Source organism: Mailhella sp., assembly GCF_057866825.1.
Map to the genome: position 1 here is coordinate 1 of NZ_DBMAHT010000024.1, position 17352 is coordinate 17352.

A 17352-nucleotide genomic window follows, 5' to 3' on the forward strand; every position below is an offset into this window, starting at 1 on the left:
GCACGCCGTCGGAGAGGTCCTTCACGTAGTCCATCTTCAGGAGTGGGTGGAAGATGTCCACGAAGGGCACGTCGATGGCGCGGCAGATGGAGGTGTAGGCCGTGCACAGAGCGTCGAGGCGCTGGCAGTGTTCTTCGTCCGCCACGGGGGGCGCGCTGACGAAAGCCGTGCAGCCGTACGTTTTGGCCTTCAGAAGAATTTCGCGGGCGTTGGCGGAGGATTCGCCCACCGGAACATTGGGAGAACCCTTGGGAGCGGCCATGTCCACGGTGCCGAAGCAGAACAGCAGGCAGGAAGGCACGCCGTCGATGACTCTTGCCTTGAATTCGGCTTCCCAGCGATCGAGAATCATGCGGCTGGAGTTCTTGCGAACGCCCATATTGTAGAAGGTGTCGGGCGGAAGGCAGAGTCCTGCCTCGGCGGCCTTTTTGGCCAGACGGGCCACCCACCCGCCCGCAGGGGCGTCGTTCACGCCGAGCGTGACGGAATCGCCGAAGAAATGAAAGATCTTCATGAGAACATCCTTTATGGTTGGGAACGTGCGTCTGCAGTGCAAAGCGGCCCTGCGTCCGAAGCGCAGGCCGCGCATGCTGCAAGCGGTTTAACTAGCATGTTCCCCGGGCGCTGCCAAGAAGCGCGGCCCGGCCTCGTTGAGGCAGTTTCTGCCGGAAAACGAACGGACTTGAAAAGGGCCTGCCTTGCTGCTACGTTCCTTTTCCCGAAAGAAGACAGAAAAGAGGCAGGAGGCAGCCATGGAAGGCGATAAGAACAAGGATTTGCTGAAAGAGCTTGCGGAGTACAGAAGCGGACTTCAGAACCTGCTGGCGTCGGAAGCCGTGAAGGCCGGATTTCTGAAGGATGCCGTGCGCAGCATTCCGGAGCTCACGGGGCTGGTGCGCACGTTTTTTGAGCACTGCATCCGGGAATATCACTCGCTGTACGACCATGTGGAGCCGCTGGCCGTGCTCGGCTCCTGCTGCTTTGCCGGGGCTGCGGCCGCCAATTTGTGGGAAGCGGTAGGGGAAGAGCTGCTGAAGAGCAATCTTTTTGCGCTGCTTTCCCGCGAGCGCGGCATGAAATTTCTTGACGATACGGCGCTGGAGCTTGCCGGCATGCCGGGCGGAACGCCTGCGGGAGACAGACTGGCGGCGTGCATCAAGGGCAACTGGAGCATCATGGCGCTTGCCACCTGGAGCGGAACGGTCAAGAATCGTCAGCCCGAGGAGGCCATGCTTTTTCTCCAGGCCACGGCGCAGGTGCTGTTCATTCTTGGCGAGGCCATTGTGCTGGCCGGAAAGAAGAACTGATATGGCGATCTCTCCTTCCATGTTGTTGCGCGCCGGAGTGGACAAGCTTCTGAAAAGCGATGCCGTAATGGGTGCGCTGCGCCGTCAGGCGGGGCGCTATGTGGACGTGCTGGATCTCGGCTGCGCGGCCGGCGGCGTGACGGCGCTGGTTCGGCCTCTGGGCTTTGAGGAAGAGGTGTGCATTGTGCTCAGCCGGGCCGAGGTGGACGAGCAGGGCGCATGGATACGTCCCACGGAGATATCTGCGGATCGGGAAAGCGTGGACGCGCTGCTCCGGGATTTCGTGCTGGGAAGAACGTTTGCGCTTCCCGCCATGGCAAGGCCGTTTGCGGGCATGCTGCGAAAGCTGCTCGGCGACTGATTGCCGGACGCAGCGCAGAGAGTTTTCAGCGCACGCGGCATTCTGCGCTCAGCGAAGACGCTGAACCTCTGGAACGGACATGTTGTTGAGCTGCGGCGCTTGCTTCGGAGCAGACGTTCAGGCGCGCGGCGGGAGCTCTTTCGGACAGACTCCGGGCGGCTTTTGCGCCCGGGCGATGCATGCCGAAGCTATCGGATGACGATGGAGATGGTTCGTCCGTCTTTCTGGGTGACGGCGCATTCTCTGGGCTTTTCGCTCAGGGGAAAGGTGAGCACGGTGTTGCCGTCGCGCACGTCCGACTGCATGTCTTCGATGAGCGCTGTCTGCGGATGCCGGTTGGAGACGTTCCACAGGCCCTGCATCGTGACTTCATAGCGCAGCGGATCGGAAAGAAGCTCTCCTTCCGCCGTGAGGGAAGAACCTTCCCCCGCGATGTCGAGCTGCATGGAGTCTTTTTTCAGATCCATGGAAGTCCAGGTTTTTTTCGCCCGCGCCGGAGCTGCGGCGCTGCGGGGCGCGTCGGCGGCAGCGTTGCCCGGGGCGCTCTTTGCCTGGGGAGCGGCGTTTGCCGGGGCGGCGGGCGTCTGATCGGCGGCCGCGGTCGAAGTCTCTTTCGGCCCTGCGGGCTTGGGCGCATTATCCTGCGCTTCTGCGGCTTTGGCGGAGGATGGCGTCTGATTTCCGGGCGCAGACGGCGTCAACGTCGATGACTTCGGCGACTCTCCGGCGTTTTTCTTATCTTCCGCTGCCTTTCGCGCAGGTTCCGGCAGAGAGGAGGCGGTCAGCCCGTTCATGGCTCCGCTGACGCTGCCTTTCGGCGCATCGACGTCGCACAGGGCTTCGGCGGGATAGTCACAGAAATTTTCCAGACGGATGCGCGAGGCCTCCAGGGAGGCACGCAGCTCGCGATTCTGGCGTTCCAGCCTTTTTCCCTCTTCCCAGGATTGAAAGAACAGCCAGGAGCCGCAGGCTACGGCAAGGACAAGGGCGGCGACGCTTGCTCCGACGAGAGTAATGAAAATCCTGTTCATGATGGGCAGATCCGGCGTTTTTGCTTGCTTTTTGATGGGGCGGTCGAGAGCGTCTCTCCCCTGGCGTCAGGGAAGTTTTTTGTTTTCGGCGTTTCGGTCGGCGGCTTCTTCCCGATGCGCCGCCACCTGACGGAGATATTCCCGGGTTTCGGGGAACGGCGGAACGCCGCCGTACTTCTCCACGTTGGCCGGGCCTGCGTTGTAGGCGGCAAGGGCCAGCTCCAGTGAGCCGAACCTGTCGAGCTGACGGCGCAGATAGGCGCTTCCGGCCATGACGTTGGCTTCGGGATCATAGGGATTTTCGAGCCCCAGTTCCTTCTGCGTTTCGGGCATGATCTGCATGGCTCCCCGCGCTCCCTTGGGGGACACCGCGTGCGCCTGAAATGCGGATTCCGTGCGGATGACCGCGGCAATGAGTGCCTCGGGCAGCGCGTAGGCCCGGGCGGCCTTGCGGATGATGCGTTTCCATTCTTCCGGAGCCGTGTACACCCTGCCGCTTTTGAGCGCGTCGGCCAGTTCCGGCGAGATCATAGGCCTCGGCATGGCGAGCAGCCGGGCCGAAGGCGAAAGACTGGTCACATCCATGCTGTTGATGAGAAATTCGTGCTCCGTCTTTCGTTCCAGTGCGCTGGTTTCCGTTACGCTGACCTCTTCCGAAAGAATGCGGCCGGCCTGCGCCGGACAGGGCAGGGCGGCGACAAGCGTCCAGAGCGCGCCTGCCAGCACGGCGCGCAGCCGTGTTTCACGTCCGGAGCAATCGTTCGTCGGCACGGGTCAATCCTGTTCGGGCAGGGAGAAATAGACGTCGATGCGGTTGGCGCCGTCTTCCCGGGAGTATGCCTGATGCGTGGTCACATTGCGGATGAGGTAGATGCCGAGGCCGCCGATGGGACGGCTTTCCGCGTCCAGCGAGATGTCGGGCGAGGGCGCTTCGGCAAAGGGATTGAAGGGCGATCCCCAGTCTCTGACGGAAAAGCAGAGCATGTCCTCTCCGTCGAAAAACACCTCGCGCAGGGCGATTTCCGCGTTCCCGGTGGTTCCCTCAGGGTAGGCGTAGCTGAACACGTTGACCAGCAGCTCTTCCGTCACGAGTTCCACGTTGAGAAGGGCGGGAAGAAAGCGGGGAGGAATGTTTTCGGAAAGAAAGCTGTTGACGGCGGCAAGCTGTTCCAATCGTGCAGGAACATGAAGCTGTGGCATGAGGCCTCCTGCGGCATGGATGATGGCTGGGCTTGCAGAACGCGGCGCGCCGCACATGCGGCGACGAGGCGTTCTGTGCGCAATGTTGAGAACGAAAATAAAGACTCAGCGCATGCCGGCCAGGGCTTCGTCGAGGGTAGGATACACCTTGAGAATGGAAGTGAAGCCGGAAAGCTTGAACATGTCCGCCACCATGTTCTGCATGGAGCAGAAGGCCAGCGCCGTTCCCGCGCTCTTGCAGGCCTTGCCCATGGTGAGTATGCCGCGGAGCCCTGCGGAGCTGATGTATTCCAGCCCCTCGAGATCAATGATGATGCGCCCGGAGCCGGACTTCAAGAGCTTCTGGCATTCCTCGTTGAATTCCGTCACGGTGGTGGCGTCCATGCGGCCGGAAATCTTGGTGACGGACACGCCGTCCTGAATGGTGGTATTGATCTGCACGGGAAACCTCCGTTGATTACTGATAGCTGAGCAGCAGGCCCTGACTGATTTTCAGCCAGCCGTCAAGCGTGACGAAGAGCAGCAGCTTGAAGGGCAGGGAAATGGTGGTGGGCGAAACCATCATCATGCCCATGGCCAGCAGGATGTTTGAGATGATGAGGTCGATGGCCACGAAGGCCAGATAGAGAACAAAGCCTATCTGAAAGGCCTTGGTGAGTTCGGAAATGGTGAAGGCCGGAATCATGATGAGCAGGTTGTCCTTGCTTATCAGGTTGTGGCGCTCTGCGGGCCAGATGCGCTTGGCCGTGCCCATGAACATGTTGGTGACCTTTTCGTCGGAATTGGCGGCAAGAAAGCGCTTGAGCGGCGGAGAGGCCTGTTCGGCCACGCTCAGCACGTCCGCAAAGCCGGGCTGAGGCGGCAGCGTGATGTTTTTGACGATGTCGGCGGTGTCCATGGCCACGGGAGCCATGATGAACACGCTGAGAATGATGGCGAGCCCGTTCATGACCATGGTCGGCGGCACCTGCTGCACGCCGAGAGCGTTGCGCACGAGCGAGGTGACCACCACGATTTTGACGTAGGAGGTCACCATCATGAGGAAGAAGGGGGCCAGTCCGAGCAGGGACAGACCGGCCATGAGATACAGCGGATTGATGTCGGGCATGGAACGCGTCCGGGCGGCCTTACAGCGTTTCAGTGATCTGCACGCCCAGCGTGCCGTTCATATCGACCAGTCGTCCGCGGGCGACGGCCTTGCCGTTTGCCCGGATGGTGACGGGCGAAGAGGGATCGCTTTCCAGCGCGAAGGCGTAGCCGGGAGCCAGCGCTTCCAGATCGCCCACGGTGATGAGGCGGCGTTCCAGTTCAAAGGTGAGACGGATGTCGATGTCTTTCAGCTCGGTGTTGTCCATGGACGGTTCCGGTTCTTCGGATAAGGGTGTGGAAAGAATGGCCTGACCGTTTTCGACGGAACACGCGGCCGTCAGGCTTGCGCCGTGCCCGCGCCGGAGCCTCAGGGTCAGCGTGTCCGGGGCCGTCCAGGCTTCGGGCAGCAGTACGTCTTCCGGGGCCAGCGCGGCGACCTCATCCGGTTTCAGCAGAAGATAGCCCGATTCCAGGGCGACTTCAAGAGGAACGGTCGGCAGGATGTCGCGCAGGGGGCCGCTCTCGCGCACGGGAAGGGTGCGGAGCAGCGCCGAGAGGCGGCCGGCTTCTTCGGCGCGCAGGGGAGAGAGGCGCAGAAACAGCGTCTGGGCTGGCAGCCCGTTGCACGCGGAGAGAGAAGCCCTGAGCCCGATGGAGAAGGCCGGAGATTCGCTCGGAGGAAGAAAGGCGGCGTCCTGCACGGAGAGCGGTCTGTTCAGCGCGCCGCGCAGGGCCGAGAACAGCGGATGCAGCAGCGATTCGAGCAGCGCCCGGCGCACTTCCTCCGGCAAAGTGCGCTCGTCGAAGGCGGAGGCGTTGCCTTCCGAGGCGAAAACGTCGTGACGCAGCAGCGCGGAGGTGTCGTTTGCTTCGAGCAGCCAGGCGTCGCCGTCGATATCGACGGAGAGGGTGCAGGCGGCAGGGAACGACGGCGATTCCGGCAGAGGCTCGACGACGATGTCGCCGGAGCCGAACGGCGCGCGCCAGGGGCCGGGGCGGAGAATGAGAGCGTTTTGCAGCAGCGCCTTCTCGCGGGCGAGGAAGGGAAGTTTGAAGGAAGGAAGATAGGCTGGTTCCGCCATGGCAGTATTCCGGTTTCAAAAGCGTTGTGTGTTGAACGTTGCGGAGTGCTCCGGCGAAAGGCCGGTTTGCCCTGCCGCGCTGAGGGCCCGCCGCGCACGGCGATCAGTCGTCGCCGAACGTCGTTTCCATGTAGCCGCGCGAGCGGCGGTTGGCGTCGTTGTCCTCTCTGTCCGCCTCTCTTGTCACGGTGACGCGCACTTCGTTGTTCTCCATGTTTTCCAGCATGGTCTTCAGCGTGCCCTGAGAGGCGACGAGCGTTTGGAACGCCGAGGCGTCGGTGCTGGAGAGCGTGACGGAGAGCAGGCCGCCCGCGTCGCGCTGAAGAATGATTTCCGTGCCGGGAAGCGTGTGACTTCCCAGGGAAAGCCGCACCTCGTGGCCGCCGTTTTCCGGCGTGGAAACAAGAATGCGCTCCACAAGCTGCGCAAGCTCGGCTCCATCGGCCTCGGCCGGGGCAGGGGCGGGCGAGGCGCTCTGCACCTGTTCCATGCGGCCGGAAAAAAGGCTTTCCAGCGGACTGGTCATGCCGCCGAGGGGCGAGGCGTCGCTTTCGGGGGCGCTTTGGTCGCCGTGTCTGGACTCGCCGCTTTCAAGATCGTGCCTTCCGGAGTTCCTTTCTTCCAGCTTTCTCAGAAAGAGATCGGAACTTTCCTTGTCGCAGGGCAGGGGAGTCTGATCGCTGCGGTCGGCGCGGGCGCTTCCCTGCGCGGATGAAGGTTCGGAAAATCGCACATGAAGGTTGCTCATGCTGTACTCCTTGGGAAGGCTCAGGCGTCTTCGCCTTCGGCGCCTTTTCTGGAAATGGGACGGAATTCCTCAAGTTCGAGATCTTCCTGATGTTCCGCTTCCTTTTTGGTTTCCTCTTTCCAGATGTCCTTGTGGGCCTGAATTTTGGAGGTGTTTTTGCTGGCGGTTTTGACGGCTTCCCGGGCGCGGGTCAGCTCGTCGCGGCGCTGCGCAGCGCTCTTTTCGGCGTCGGATACGGCCTGCCTGCGCGCGTCTTCCTCCACGGCCAGAAGCGCGAGCCCCGCCTTGAACGCATCCAGGTCTTCGAGGCTCAGGGCCTTGTTCATGATGGACGCATAGCGGCGGTCCTCTTCTTCCTTACGCCACGCGCGGTAGTCTTCCAGCTCCTTTTTTCTGGTTTCCACGGCCTGCTCGGCCTCACGCAGCTTCTCTTCCGCATTCCGCACCTGGCGTTTGGCGCCTTCCTCGCGGTATTCGCGAACGGTGAGCAGGGCTTCAAGAGGATACGGTTCCACGGTCAGCGCACGGCCTCGAACAGTCCTTCCAGCGTCTGCTCGAAGGTGCTTTTTTCACCAAGGCCCTGCTTGAGAAAGGCGTTCACCTTGTCGATGTGGGCCAGCGCGTCGTCGGCCTCCTTGTCCGCGCCCTTCTTGTATTCTCCAATCTGCACCAGAAGTTCCACTTCTGCAAATTTTGCCAGTATCTGACGTAGGCGCTGGGCCGCCTTCTTGTGCTCCTTGCTCACGATGGAGTTCATCACGCGGCTTACGCTGGCCAGCACGTCGATGGCCGGGTAGTGGTTGCGCGAGGCGAGCTTGCGCGAAAGAATGATGTGACCGTCGAGAATGGAGCGCGTTTCGTCGGCAATGGGTTCGGTCATGTCGTCGCCTTCCACGAGCACGGTGTAGAGCGCCGTGATGGAGCCCTTGTCGGAATTGCCCGCGCGTTCCATGAGCTTGGGCAGCTCGGAAAACACCGAGGGCGGAAAGCCGCGTCTGGTGGGCGGTTCGCCCGCGGCCAGACCGATTTCACGCTGGGCGCGTCCGAAACGGGTGACCGAGTCCATCATGAGCAGCACGCTTTTGCCCTGATCGCGGAAATATTCGGCAATGGCCGTGGACGTGTAGGCGGCTTTGAGTCGCTCCATGGAGGAGCGGTCGGAGGTGGAAACCACGAGCACGGCTTTCTTGCGTCCTTCTTCGCCGAGATCGTTTTCAATGAATTCGCGCACTTCTCGGCCGCGTTCGCCGATGAGGGCCAGCACGCACACTTCGGCGGAACAGCCCTTGATGATGCTGGAAAGCAGCGTGGACTTGCCGCCGCCGGCGGCGGCAAAAATGCCCATGCGCTGCCCTTCGCCGCAGGTGAGCATGCCGTCGATGGCGCGCAGACCGAGCGTGAGGGGGCGGCTGATGATTTTTCTGGTCATGGGGTTCGGCGCTTCGGCGAACACGGGATAGTGATGCCGCGTCTTGAGCGCCGGACCGCCGTCGATGGGCTGACCGAGGCCGTCCAGCACGCGGCCGAGCAGCTCCTCGCCCACGGGCACGGAAAGAATTTCTCCCGTGGGAATGACTTCGGTGGCCGGAGACACGCCCTGACAGCTTCCCAGCGGCGAGAGCAGCGCCACGTTGCGCACGAAGCCCACCACTTCGGCCTTGAGCGTGAAATCTTCCCACGGATTGCGGAGAATGCACAGCTCTCCCACCTTCACCCCGGGCACGACGGCCCGGATGATGGTGCCTATCACCTGTTCCACGCGGCCGCGCACGTCCACGGGGGTGGTTGTCTGCACCGCTTCTTCGAGAAGCGCTCCGATGTATTCAAAGGCCATGGTCACTCCGCGGCGTTACTGACGTATCTTGCTGTGAAAGGCGTTTTCGAGGGCCTTCAGCTGGGTTTCAAGGCTGGCGTCCACCACGCCGAGCTCGCTTTCCAGAATGCAGGAATCGCGGGGAAGACGGGCGTCGGCCACAATGGTGAGAAAGGCCGTGCCGGAGGAACCTGCGGTCATGGCGGCCAGGGCCTGCGTCACGGCTTCCTCGTCGGCGGGAGCCACGCGCACGGTCACCCGCTGCTGGCCGCGCACCGTGTTCAGGGCGTTGCGCACGATGCGCACGATGCGTTCCTTGTCGTCCATTTCGCCGATGATCTTGCGGATGGCCTGATTGACCACGCTGACCAGCGTGTCTTCGATGCCTTCAATGAACTCCACGGAACTCAGGATGGTTTCCATCATTTTTTCCGCGTGTTCCATTTTTCCTTCTTCTATGCCGTCGCGGTATCCCTCTTGCTTTTTCTGTTCATAGGCCTCTTCGGCCTTTTTTTGCATGATGGCGGACTTTTCCCGGGCGGCGGCAAGCAGGGCGTCGGCCTCAAGAAAAAGGCCGTATTCCTCCGCCTTGATGATTTTCGAGCCCGCGGTGGGGCGCACGGAGTCTTCGCCTAATCGAAACATGGAGCCCATTGCGGCGCGACCTCCCTGAGAAGAAGTTTTTTCATGGTGAACCACAGCGCCGTGCGCTGTTCCCGGCGAAGCGACGGAACAAAGGCCGCGTCGTTTTGGTCTTTTGGAGCGGAGAAGCAGGGCGGAGCCAGGGCACGCAGCTCTTCCGGCCAGCCTTCGCCGACAAGCGCGGGCAAGGCGCGGGCCAGCAGGTCGATTCTTTCGGCCAGAGCGCCGAACGAGGCCGGAACAAGAAGCGGAGCGCGCAGCCCGGAAACCTGATAGCGGCCTCTTTTCAGCGCGTAGGTCACAACGTCCGCGCCGAGACGGCGGCGCAGTTCCAGCACCTGCGCCCTGGCGATGACCTGCGAAAGTTCCTCGGCATGCACGGCGGCGCTGAAAAAGAGACAGAGCCGCTCCACGGTGTCGGCGCTAAGCAGCGCCATTCTGCGGGATTCCTCGTAAAAATTCCAGTAGCCCTGCGCAGGCTGATCGGGCAGAGGCCAGGCGCGGCGAAATTCGGGGCGGTTCCAGAGCCCGGTCCAGGGCTTGCCGAGTTCGGCAAGCTCCGGCGGAAGAGCCGAGGAAAAAGGCTTGTTGAACGAGAGCACGGCCTTGAAAAGCTGCGGCTTTCGTTCAATGATTTCAGCGAGAAACCGGTAATCCATGGATTACTGTTCCCTGTTTTTGTTTCGGCGCGCGTACATGATGGCCGCGCCCGCCAGACCGATGCAGGCGAGCGCCAGCAGTCCGGCAACTCCGGCGGCGATATAGAACTTGCGATTGTCGGTTTCGGCGGCATTTTGATCGGGCATGGGCACGCTCACGGTTTCCCGCACGGGAACCAGCATGACGGAAACCTTGTCCTGCATGAGGCCGGGAACGGCGTTGGCGGCCAGCTCCCGGATGTAGGGAATAAGTCTCGTGGCCTGGGACTCCGGCGTGTGCCGCAGAAACACGGCGGCGCTCGGCGGCGTGACGTTGCCGGTGCCGAGGTCGGTCTGACCGAGCACCACGTGAACTCTTGCGGTGAGCACGCCGTCGATGCGGGAGAAGGTGTCGGCGAGCTCCTGGGAGAGCGCGTAGGCCAGTCTGGCCTGTTCCTCGGTGGTGGAGGAAATCATGCCCTGGGCGGAAAAGACCTGTCCCAGACTCTGGAAGTCCTCGCGGGGAAGGCTGTTTTCCCGCAGAATTTCCAGCGCCTGCACGATCTGCTTTTCTTCCACGGCAATGCTGAAATCGCTTTTGGCGGCCACCTTTTCCGCGGAAATGCCGTGTCGCAGCAGCACGGAAAGCATGGTGTTGGCCTGATTCTCGCTCAGTCCCTGGTAGATTTCGGTTTTGCATCCCGCAAGCAGAAGGACGGCCAGAACGCAGACAAGGCAGAGGGCCCGGCGGAGGGCGGAACAACAATGAGAACGGAAGAACGACATGGCATTTCCTTGTCAGGACTGGTTGCGCAGCAGAGAATCGAGGCCCTGCGAGGTCTTTTGGGCGACCTGGGATCCGGTGTCGAGCTCGTGGCGGAGCATGGCCACCTGAAACTGCAGACGGTAGAGTTCCGTGGGACTCGGCAGCGGCGTTTCGGCGGGAGCGGCTGCGGCTGTTTTCCCGGAAACGTCGCTTACGGCGTCGATATGGAGGGAATTTTCCTCCCGGGGCAGGGACGCCGCCTGTGTTTCGGCGGCCTGTCCGGACCGCAGCGGGTTTTCGGCGGACGCGTTTGGCTGGTCCATGAGCCTTTCAAAGGCCCGGGCCAGAGAGTCCGGCACGGGAGACGGACCGGAACTGACCAGTCCCTCCCCCTGAGAGACTCCCATGCGCTCAAGCGCTTCCAGCAGACGGCTGGAAGAGGCGACGGAAACGGCGTCCATGAGCTGTCCTTAGAAAAAGGGCGCGTCAGGCGGCGTCCATGTTTTCCAGAAGCGAGCGGGCCAGCTCGGCGTTTTGTCCACCGTTTTCGACCAGAGGACTGAGCACGGCCCTGGCTTCTTCCTTTTTGTCGGCGAGGCAGAGGCACAGGCCGAGCATGGCCTTGGCGTCGGCGTCGTCGGGGTGTTCGGAGAGAATGCCGTCGCAAAGCAGCTTTTCGGCCTCATCGTATTCTCCGATGACGATATGGCTGAGCGCCTGTCCGATGAGCGCCGGAACATGACCGGGACGGACGGCGAGAACGCCGTCATAGATGGCGCGGGCCTGAAGCACCAGACCTTTGTGGCAGCCGGCGTTGGCAATGTCGAGCAGGCGGGTTATCTGGGAATCGGTAAGCATGACGACTCCATGCGATTGACGGTTCACGGCGTGCCGCCTGTTCCGGGGAGGCGGCGCATGCGCGCGGCCTGCGGAAAAAGCGGCGGGGCGTCTCCTTCGCGTGCGAAGGCGGCGCAGAAAAAACGGGGCGGTCCCGGAACTCTCGTTCCTGAGATCGGCGCGGAAAACAACGGCCTCAGCTGGAGCGCTGGGCGAGACTCTTCATCATGTCGGTCATGCTCTTGGTCACGGTGGAGAGAGCCTCCATCATGGCGTTGTACTGACCGATTTCAAACTGAAGGGAAATCATCTGCTCGTTGCTCAGCTCGGAGCCCTCGCCCAGGGTTTCCATCTTCGCGTTGAGGTCGGAACCCTTGGTGCTGATGCCCTGAAGGGTGTTTTCAAACATCTGGGAAATGTTGAATCCGCTGATGGAATCCATAGTGTCCTCCTGAAATCATGCAAAAATCTTGTCGAGAATGTCGGCGGCGGCATGCACGGCCGAACGGGCCGCCTGCGCCGTCTTCATGTCCTCCGGCGTGAGGCCCTTGTCCATGGCGCGCCTGAGATCGGCGTCCATGGCGGCCACTTCATCGCGCACGGCGGTCTGCGCTCCGTAGGGGGCGTTCTCCATAATGTCGAGAACGGAGACGAATTCACTCATGGGAACCTCGCAATGGATAGGTGATGGTTTGATTGTTCCTGCTCAGGGTGAGCGCATCCACGGAAATGCTTTCCAGCCGGTATCCGCCGGGCAGATCGCCGCCTTCAAACACCCGTTCGCCTCCGGCCAGCGTGATGAACTTCAAAGCGCCCATTGACACCGAAGTTACGCTGAAGCCCGTCGCTTCGCGCTGCTCGGGCGCGGCGGGAGCGGAGCGCCGCGGCTCTTCCCTTGCATAGATGTTGTCGCTCTTTGCCGGTTGCAGCGTTTCGGAATCGTTGACGATGTCGAAGCGCACCGGAACGCCGAGACGTTCCTGCACGGCGGCGACCGTCTTTTCCAGTGAGGACCTCGTCTGCGGCGTGAATGCGCCGTGCAGCACGATGCGCCCCGGAAGATACTCCGTCTTCACCGTTTCAAGCCCGGCCGAAATCAGCGCGGGAGCGAGAAGAATCTGCACGTCCGTCTCGTGGCGGATGTCGCGGAACAGGGCCAGTTTCGGCTTGCCCGTGGACGGCGACGTCTGCAGGTCGGGCACGTTGCGCACGGCCTCCGAGAGCGCCTGTTCCTCCAGCACGCCGTTTTTGATGTAGCCCTTGACGAGCAGCCCCGGATGCGCGGAAGGCGGCAGCTCCGTCACGTCGGGATACAGCCCGAGCGTGTTGAAGGAGGCCCTGACGGCGTCCGCGGCGTCGGAACGAACCGTGACGTCCAGATACACGGGAAATTGCAAAAACTGTGCCAGCCTGAGCAGCCTGCCGCGTTCCCTGTCGGAAGCGATGCGCCCCGTCACGGTGACGCCGTTTTCCGTGCCGACCACGGTCAGGTTGTGGTAGCCCGCCTCGTCGAGCAGGGCGCGCACGCGCTCTTCCGGCGAAAGTCCGCCGTCCGACCCCTTCCAGGTCAGGGAAAGCAGGCCCAGCAGCACCACGGCAAGGGCGACGCCCGCCTTCCGCAGAAAACGGCCGGATCTGCGCGGCGGCTCGGAGTCTCCTTCCGCAGGCGAGGCTTCCTCCATGGAGAGCGGCACTGCTTCGTCGGGTATGCCAGCATTGTTGGCATCGGGAGCGGCGGCTGCCGACGTTGTTGCCGCAGCTCGGGCGTTGTCCGGAGCCGGGGCTTCGGCGGGCTTGCGGGCGCGTGCAATGATGTCTTCCACTTCCTGCCAGGCGGCGTTTCCGGCGGAGGCGGTTTCCGTCCAGGCAAAGAGCACCTGGCCGAGACTGAAGGGCCGCCGCGGCAAAACCGGCTGTTCCTGCTGCAGCGCTTCGCCGTTCAGCATTACGGGGCCGTCCAGAGGTTCCACGGTTACCTGCGGCCCCTTTTCCGAAGAGGAGACGCGCAGCACGGCGTGACGGGCCACCAGGGAGGAGTCCCCGAAAATGAGATCGCAGGAATCGTCGGAGCCCATGACGTACGCGCCGTCTTCCAGTTCTATTTCCGCGCCGAGGTGAATGCCGGAAAACACGCGAAGGGTGACGCCGTTCATTTAGAGCGTCCTTTCCGCGCCGGAAATCGTGGAGACTTTAGGCGTGCTGGAGGCACGGGAGCAGCCCGCGCCCCGGGGCTGAACAGGCTCGCGGGGAGCGTAGTCGGCCTGGGTGGCGTCGCGATGGAAGGAAGGATCCTCCGCCTGCACGGGCACGTTGGTTTCGTTCAGCTGCACGATGCGGGGCGTGATGAGAATGAGGCGCTCCATGCGCTTGCTCTGCTTGGATTTGGCCTTGAACAGGTTGCCCAGCACGGGAATGTGCATGAGCAGGGGAACGCCGCTTTCGCCGGACTCCTTCTGCTCGTAGTAGTAGCCGCCGATGAGCAGGCTCTGCCCCGCGTTGACGATGGCCTGCGTGTTGATCTTGGTCTGCTTGATGGGCGGCACGCCCGTGGTTGAAACGGTGCTCGTGCTGTTGTCCTGATCGTCCTGCACGCTGACGGCCAGCTTGATGGAGGTTTCGCCGTTTTCCCTGATGATGTGGGGCGTCACGCGCAGCACGGTGCCGGCTTCCACCTTGTAGAGATCCACGGCCTGATAGCCCTGCACTTCCACATAGTAGGTGGTGGTGTTTTCCAGCGTGGCCTGAATGTTGTCCACCGTGAGCACGGAGGGGCGGCCGAGCACGCGGGCTTCGTTGTTTTCTTCCAGCGCCTGAATGCGCGCAAGGAAAAAGTCGCTGCCGTGGGTATAGATGGTGGAGAGCGTCATGCCGGCGCTGTCCACCACGCCGGGCGAAGGCATGCCCGTACCGCCGGAGGTGTTGCCGGAAATGGTGCCTCCGCCGCTCCAGCCGTTGTTGTTGTACCCCGCGCCCTGGAAGGAAATGCCGAGGTCGCGCTTGAAGTCGGTGTCGATGTCCACGATGGCGGCGTGGATTTCCACCAGCTCCACGGGCTTGTCCAGATCCTTGATGACCTGGGCGTAGTAGGGCATGCGGTAGGCGGCGTCGCTCACGAGCACGGCGTTGACGCGCGGATCGGCCATGATGCTGATGCTGCCGGAACTGACCGGCGTGGGCGAGGCCGGAGCCTGCGGTTCGGGGGTGTTGTCGGCGCCGAGCGCGGCCAGTCCCTTGCCGCCCAGCTTTTCCACGGTGGCCCTCTCCTGCGTCACCTTGGTGCCGGAAACGGTGGTGCCCATGACCATGGCGCGCAGAATGGAGGCGATGCCGGGCACGGTCACGGTTTTGTCCATGCTGCTTACGGTCATGTCTTCGGCCCAGGCGTGCTTGAGCGGAAAGACCCGCATGACGATCTGTTCCGTCTGCGAGGCTTCATAGGCGGCCACGGCGCTGCGGATCTGATCCAGATAGGCCTGCGGACCGGATACGGAAATGACGTCTCCGGCAGCGCCCAGCGAGGGCGGAAGCTGCGGAGAGAACACGGATGAGTTTCGGAGCGCGCTGTAGAGCTGCTGCGCCGTGCCGGTGCGCGGAGAAATGAAGATGCGTTTTGTTTCCGAGGCGTTGTAGAAATGCAGCGTTTTGCCGAGGGTGTACCAGCACACGTCGAAGGCGCTGCGCATGCCGTCGAGAAAGGTGAGGGGCGGAACGTCCTGAAATCTGCCGCTGACCTTGCCCTTGACCGCCGGGGAAATGGAGGCGGTATAGCCTTCGGCCTGCGCAAAGTTCATGAGCACCGTTCCCAGTTCCTGTCGATCGGCATAGTAGGAGAAATTGCGGCGGAAAGGCCCTGCGGCCGAGGCCTGGGCACAGAAAACAAGAAGGCACAGACAGGCGACGAGCGCCCGCTTGAGCGTGCTGGACGGGAAAAGCCGGGAAGCGGAGATCCTCATAGTCATCCTTGGAAGGAATCGGCGGTAGGCCAGGCGTCGAACGAGAAGCTGAACGGAGACGGCCGGGCGCCGGCAGAATCGGCGGAACCGGAAATCTGCCGTTTCCACCAGGCAAGATCGTTGAGAAAATCCCGGACTTCGGCAACGAGCGCAGTTTCGGTCGCTGTGGCGAGGCGGAAGGAGCGGTGGAGCTCAAGCCCGCTTTCCCCGATGCCGAACACGGAACGGCGTTTTTTCAGGGAGCCCGCCGCCAGCGCCGCCAGACGCTGAATCTCGCTCTCGGACTGAGCGTCGTCTCCGGAAGGGGCGGCTCCGAGCTTTGCCAGCAGAATGCCGGTCGAGCTGTCCGGGGAGAACAGTTCAAAATCCAGACCGCCTTCCAGCGAAAAACGGAAGACGCCGTCGCCGTCGGGAGAGGCGTTGTTCCATCCTGCAGCCCGGGTGATGATGTCGACGGTCTGCTGAAGAGACGATGTCATGACGAGCTCCTGAATTTTTTCCACTTTAGTGACTTTTGCAGAGGTCTGTCAAATGTCCTGTGCGTTGCGCCGGGCGCTTTTTCAGCCTGAAAGTTCCCCTTTGTCCGGAGAGAGAAAACTCCCTCCGAACGAAGGGATCAGCCAAGAATTTTGGTTCTGGTCTGATTGATGTTCTGCTGAATGGCGTCCTGCGAGCTGAGGGACTTCTGAATGAGGGCCTTCAGAGCTTCATCCAGGCTTTCCAGATTCTGCTGCTGGGCGCGGATGCGCTCCACGTCGCCTTCAAGTTCCTTGAGCTCGGCGTCGTACATGGTGCTCACGCACTGACCGATGCTGCCGAGAATGCTGTTGGCGCCGCCCATGCCGGAGTTGAAGGCCTGCACTCTGGAGTTGAGCACCATGTCGGCCTGCTGTCTGGCCAGCGTGGAGGCATTGTTTGCCTTGTCCAGCGCTTCGTTCATGGCCTGCTCGCCGGTGATGGGCTTTGTGCCGCCTCCCGTGGAGGATTCCATGGAAGAATTGTACGCGTTCTTGGCGGTCTGTTCGTTGGCACTGATGCCCTTGGCCGTCATGGAAACGGAGGCCAGGCCCTGCGCGATGCTCAGCGCGCCGGTCACGACGCCGGTGACAAGCTGCACTATGGCCTTTTTGCGGATGGTATCGGCCTGGTCCTCAATCTTGGAAGCCATTTCCTCCGTCTGCATGGCGCGCATTTCGGCATTCTGACGGCGCTGTTCCGAGGAGAGCTCGGTAATCAGGGCCAGATAGCTGCTGCCGAAGGAAGGCACGGCCCCCAGAGAGGAAACATTGAGGGTTCCTGTAGGCTTGGGCAGAAGGTCGCGTATTTCGTCCACGACGTCCATGAAGGAGAGCTTGCCGTTGTCCGAAACGGAGAGAACCAGCGCTTCAAAGTCGCTTTCTGTCTTGCCGGTGGACTTGATGTAGGACGTCTTCATGTAGTCGTAGAGATACTGATCGAACCCTACGAGATCGTTGACACTGTTGATGGTGGCCATGGAGAACTCCTTCTTCGCTCGTTTCCGATCAGGCCATGGTGGGGGAGGCGCCCAGAATGGCGCTCTGCGTTTCCGCGCATTCCCCGACGATTTCCTTGACCTGAGTCATGAGGTCGTTGGCCCGGGTCATTTCCGCTTCCACGAGATCTCTGTCCATCTGTATGGCCTCGCGCAGACGTTCCAGAATGGCTTCAAGCTCCTTGCTGTCCGCCTGGCTGCTGGAGATCTTGTAGTCGATGACGGCTCCGGCGATGGTGGCTGCGCCCGTGGCGGTGTTGGTGACGCCGGAGGCGATGTTGGTGATCTTGGAGGCCAGAGACGTGATCTGCGCGGCCTTCTGCGCGGCCTGACTGCCGACGCTGGCCAGGCTTCCGGCGCTGGAGGCAAAGC

The 17352-nt window shown here is 62.1% G+C and carries 23 protein-coding genes and 1 pseudogene; 2 read left to right on the top strand and 22 right to left on the bottom strand.

The window, feature by feature from the left end; genetic code table 11:
• The coding region (locus ACZM96_RS04075; protein WP_489487536.1) for a GDSL-type esterase/lipase family protein at positions 1-514 on the bottom strand (514 nt) is incomplete at its 3' end.
• 238 nt (positions 515-752) lie between these two features.
• Here ACZM96_RS04075 and ACZM96_RS04080 point away from each other — a divergent pair.
• Both ACZM96_RS04080 and ACZM96_RS04085 read left to right on the top strand, forming a co-directional pair.
• The gene (locus ACZM96_RS04080; protein ID WP_489487537.1) at positions 753-1307 is read left to right on the top strand and encodes a hypothetical protein; all 555 of its coding nucleotides are present in this window, start codon (positions 753-755) and stop codon (positions 1305-1307) included.
• A gap of 1 nt (position 1308) precedes the next feature.
• Positions 1309-1668 (top strand): hypothetical protein, encoded by a 360-nt coding sequence (locus ACZM96_RS04085; protein WP_489487539.1) that lies wholly within the window; start codon positions 1309-1311, stop codon positions 1666-1668.
• Between the two features lie 188 nt (positions 1669-1856).
• On the opposite strand, the gene ACZM96_RS04090 is transcribed toward ACZM96_RS04085, so the two are convergent.
• From ACZM96_RS04090 to ACZM96_RS04190, 21 genes and pseudogenes are all read right to left on the bottom strand, one after another.
• Complete coding sequence (locus ACZM96_RS04090; RefSeq protein ID WP_489487540.1) at positions 1857-2699, bottom strand: hypothetical protein; 843 nt, start codon at positions 2697-2699, stop codon at positions 1857-1859.
• Between the two features lie 66 nt (positions 2700-2765).
• Entirely contained in the window at positions 2766-3470 is a 705-nt protein-coding gene (locus ACZM96_RS04095) for a lytic transglycosylase domain-containing protein (protein WP_489487542.1), read from the bottom strand.
• Positions 3471-3473: 3 nt separating this feature from the next.
• Complete coding sequence (locus ACZM96_RS04100; protein WP_294486008.1) at positions 3474-3899, bottom strand: ATP-binding protein; 426 nt, start codon at positions 3897-3899, stop codon at positions 3474-3476.
• 105 nt (positions 3900-4004) lie between these two features.
• The gene (locus ACZM96_RS04105; protein WP_294486011.1) at positions 4005-4340 is read right to left on the bottom strand and encodes an STAS domain-containing protein; all 336 of its coding nucleotides are present in this window, start codon (positions 4338-4340) and stop codon (positions 4005-4007) included.
• Positions 4341-4356: 16 nt separating this feature from the next.
• Complete coding sequence (gene sctR, locus ACZM96_RS04110; protein ID WP_346666482.1) at positions 4357-5007, bottom strand: type III secretion system export apparatus subunit SctR; 651 nt, start codon at positions 5005-5007, stop codon at positions 4357-4359.
• A gap of 19 nt (positions 5008-5026) precedes the next feature.
• Entirely contained in the window at positions 5027-6070 is a 1044-nt protein-coding gene (sctQ, locus tag ACZM96_RS04115; protein ID WP_489487545.1) for a type III secretion system cytoplasmic ring protein SctQ, read from the bottom strand.
• A gap of 103 nt (positions 6071-6173) precedes the next feature.
• Positions 6174-6818: a type III secretion HpaP family protein gene (locus ACZM96_RS04120; RefSeq protein WP_489487546.1), complete on the bottom strand. Its 645-nt coding sequence runs from the start codon at positions 6816-6818 to the stop codon at positions 6174-6176.
• A 20-nt stretch (positions 6819-6838) separates the two neighbouring features.
• Entirely contained in the window at positions 6839-7333 is a 495-nt protein-coding gene (locus ACZM96_RS04125) for a type III secretion protein (RefSeq protein ID WP_489487548.1), read from the bottom strand.
• A gap of 2 nt (positions 7334-7335) precedes the next feature.
• The gene (gene sctN / locus ACZM96_RS04130) at positions 7336-8652 is read right to left on the bottom strand and encodes a type III secretion system ATPase SctN (RefSeq protein ID WP_294486021.1); all 1317 of its coding nucleotides are present in this window, start codon (positions 8650-8652) and stop codon (positions 7336-7338) included.
• 15 nt (positions 8653-8667) lie between these two features.
• Positions 8668-9276: an HrpE/YscL family type III secretion apparatus protein gene (locus ACZM96_RS04135; protein WP_489487550.1), complete on the bottom strand. Its 609-nt coding sequence runs from the start codon at positions 9274-9276 to the stop codon at positions 8668-8670.
• On the bottom strand, positions 9264-9932 hold the full coding sequence (locus ACZM96_RS04140) for a hypothetical protein (protein WP_489487552.1): 669 nt from the start codon (positions 9930-9932) through the stop codon (positions 9264-9266). The genes ACZM96_RS04135 and ACZM96_RS04140 overlap by 13 nt, the downstream gene beginning before the upstream one ends.
• Positions 9933-9935: 3 nt before the next feature.
• Positions 9936-10697 (bottom strand): type III secretion system inner membrane ring lipoprotein SctJ, encoded by a 762-nt coding sequence (gene sctJ / locus ACZM96_RS04145; RefSeq protein ID WP_489487553.1) that lies wholly within the window; start codon positions 10695-10697, stop codon positions 9936-9938.
• A gap of 12 nt (positions 10698-10709) precedes the next feature.
• On the bottom strand, positions 10710-11138 hold the full coding sequence (locus ACZM96_RS04150) for a hypothetical protein (RefSeq protein WP_489487554.1): 429 nt from the start codon (positions 11136-11138) through the stop codon (positions 10710-10712).
• A 25-nt stretch (positions 11139-11163) separates the two neighbouring features.
• Positions 11164-11535, bottom strand: coding sequence for a tetratricopeptide repeat protein (locus tag ACZM96_RS04155; RefSeq protein ID WP_489487555.1), 372 nt, complete (start codon positions 11533-11535; stop codon positions 11164-11166).
• Between the two features lie 175 nt (positions 11536-11710).
• Positions 11711-11956, bottom strand: coding sequence for an EscF/YscF/HrpA family type III secretion system needle major subunit (locus tag ACZM96_RS04160; protein WP_489487557.1), 246 nt, complete (start codon positions 11954-11956; stop codon positions 11711-11713).
• 15 nt (positions 11957-11971) lie between these two features.
• On the bottom strand, positions 11972-12178 hold the full coding sequence (locus ACZM96_RS04165; RefSeq protein WP_489487558.1) for a hypothetical protein: 207 nt from the start codon (positions 12176-12178) through the stop codon (positions 11972-11974).
• Positions 12171-13667, bottom strand: coding sequence for a type III secretion system inner membrane ring subunit SctD (sctD, locus tag ACZM96_RS04170; RefSeq protein ID WP_489487560.1), 1497 nt, complete (start codon positions 13665-13667; stop codon positions 12171-12173). Before sctD ends, ACZM96_RS04165 begins: the two co-directional genes overlap by 8 nt.
• Entirely contained in the window at positions 13668-15467 is a 1800-nt protein-coding gene (sctC, locus tag ACZM96_RS04175; protein ID WP_489487562.1) for a type III secretion system outer membrane ring subunit SctC, read from the bottom strand. It abuts the gene before it with no gap.
• Between the two features lie 2 nt (positions 15468-15469).
• Positions 15470-15946, bottom strand: a complete 477-nt coding sequence (locus ACZM96_RS04180) for a type III secretion system chaperone family protein (RefSeq protein WP_489487563.1) — start codon at positions 15944-15946, stop codon at positions 15470-15472.
• A 137-nt stretch (positions 15947-16083) separates the two neighbouring features.
• The gene (sctB, locus tag ACZM96_RS04185) at positions 16084-16962 is read right to left on the bottom strand and encodes a type III secretion system translocon subunit SctB (RefSeq protein WP_489487565.1); all 879 of its coding nucleotides are present in this window, start codon (positions 16960-16962) and stop codon (positions 16084-16086) included.
• Positions 16963-16990: 28 nt separating this feature from the next.
• A pseudogene (locus tag ACZM96_RS04190) lies at positions 16991-17352 on the bottom strand (type III secretion system protein); the annotation flags it as partial.

Coding starts and splice junctions, on each gene's coding strand:
- sctQ (WP_489487545.1), bottom strand. CDS start 6,070: ATGGCGGAACCAGCCTATCTTCCTTCCTTCAAACTTCCCTTCCTCGCC.
- sctN (WP_294486021.1), bottom strand. CDS start 8,652: ATGGCCTTTGAATACATCGGAGCGCTTCTCGAAGAAGCGGTGCAGACA.
- ACZM96_RS04140 (WP_489487552.1), bottom strand. CDS start 9,932: ATGGATTACCGGTTTCTCGCTGAAATCATTGAACGAAAGCCGCAGCTT.
- ACZM96_RS04090 (WP_489487540.1), bottom strand. CDS start 2,699: ATGAACAGGATTTTCATTACTCTCGTCGGAGCAAGCGTCGCCGCCCTT.
- ACZM96_RS04135 (WP_489487550.1), bottom strand. CDS start 9,276: ATGTTTCGATTAGGCGAAGACTCCGTGCGCCCCACCGCGGGCTCGAAA.
- ACZM96_RS04150 (WP_489487554.1), bottom strand. CDS start 11,138: ATGGACGCCGTTTCCGTCGCCTCTTCCAGCCGTCTGCTGGAAGCGCTT.
- sctB (WP_489487565.1), bottom strand. CDS start 16,962: ATGGCCACCATCAACAGTGTCAACGATCTCGTAGGGTTCGATCAGTAT.
- ACZM96_RS04085 (WP_489487539.1), top strand. CDS start 1,309: ATGGCGATCTCTCCTTCCATGTTGTTGCGCGCCGGAGTGGACAAGCTT.
- ACZM96_RS04080 (WP_489487537.1), top strand. CDS start 753: ATGGAAGGCGATAAGAACAAGGATTTGCTGAAAGAGCTTGCGGAGTAC.
- ACZM96_RS04100 (WP_294486008.1), bottom strand. CDS start 3,899: ATGCCACAGCTTCATGTTCCTGCACGATTGGAACAGCTTGCCGCCGTC.
- sctC (WP_489487562.1), bottom strand. CDS start 15,467: ATGAGGATCTCCGCTTCCCGGCTTTTCCCGTCCAGCACGCTCAAGCGG.
- ACZM96_RS04165 (WP_489487558.1), bottom strand. CDS start 12,178: ATGAGTGAATTCGTCTCCGTTCTCGACATTATGGAGAACGCCCCCTAC.
- sctJ (WP_489487553.1), bottom strand. CDS start 10,697: ATGTCGTTCTTCCGTTCTCATTGTTGTTCCGCCCTCCGCCGGGCCCTC.
- ACZM96_RS04180 (WP_489487563.1), bottom strand. CDS start 15,946: ATGACATCGTCTCTTCAGCAGACCGTCGACATCATCACCCGGGCTGCA.
- ACZM96_RS04120 (WP_489487546.1), bottom strand. CDS start 6,818: ATGAGCAACCTTCATGTGCGATTTTCCGAACCTTCATCCGCGCAGGGA.
- sctR (WP_346666482.1), bottom strand. CDS start 5,007: ATGCCCGACATCAATCCGCTGTATCTCATGGCCGGTCTGTCCCTGCTC.
- ACZM96_RS04155 (WP_489487555.1), bottom strand. CDS start 11,535: ATGCTTACCGATTCCCAGATAACCCGCCTGCTCGACATTGCCAACGCC.
- ACZM96_RS04160 (WP_489487557.1), bottom strand. CDS start 11,956: ATGGATTCCATCAGCGGATTCAACATTTCCCAGATGTTTGAAAACACC.
- sctD (WP_489487560.1), bottom strand. CDS start 13,667: ATGAACGGCGTCACCCTTCGCGTGTTTTCCGGCATTCACCTCGGCGCG.